The following is a 335-nucleotide window of genomic DNA, read 5'->3' as shown; positions in this document are numbered from 1 at the left end:
GTTCGTCATCGACGCTTACCACCAGCTGTGGCGCATCGAGAAGTCCTTTCGGATGTCCAAGCACGACCTGCAAGCCCGCCCGATCTATCACCACCTACGTGATTCCATCGAGGCCCACCTGAGCATCGTGGTCGCCGCGATGGCCGTCAGCCACCACATCGAAACCCAAACCGGCTGGAGCATCAAGAAGTTCGTCCGTACCGCACGCCGCTATCGCACCGTGAAAATCCAGGCAGGCAACCAAACCCTCACCGCCGCCGACCCACTACCCGATGACCTGCGCTCCGCCCTGCTCAAGATCCGCGCCGAACGTGCGCACTAAATTGAGCCAAGTC

1 pseudogene is annotated in these 335 nt (G+C 60.9%); it reads left to right on the top strand.

From position 1 onward, the window contains the following. Positions 1-322, top strand: a pseudogene (locus tag ABQE89_RS26315) (IS1634 family transposase); the annotation flags it as partial. Between the last annotated feature and the right edge of the window lie 13 nt (positions 323-335).

This window comes from Mycolicibacterium sp. XJ1819 (genome assembly GCF_053483675.1).
Note: the sequence above shows the minus strand (reverse complement) of the source record. Positions and strands in the feature narration are given on the sequence as shown.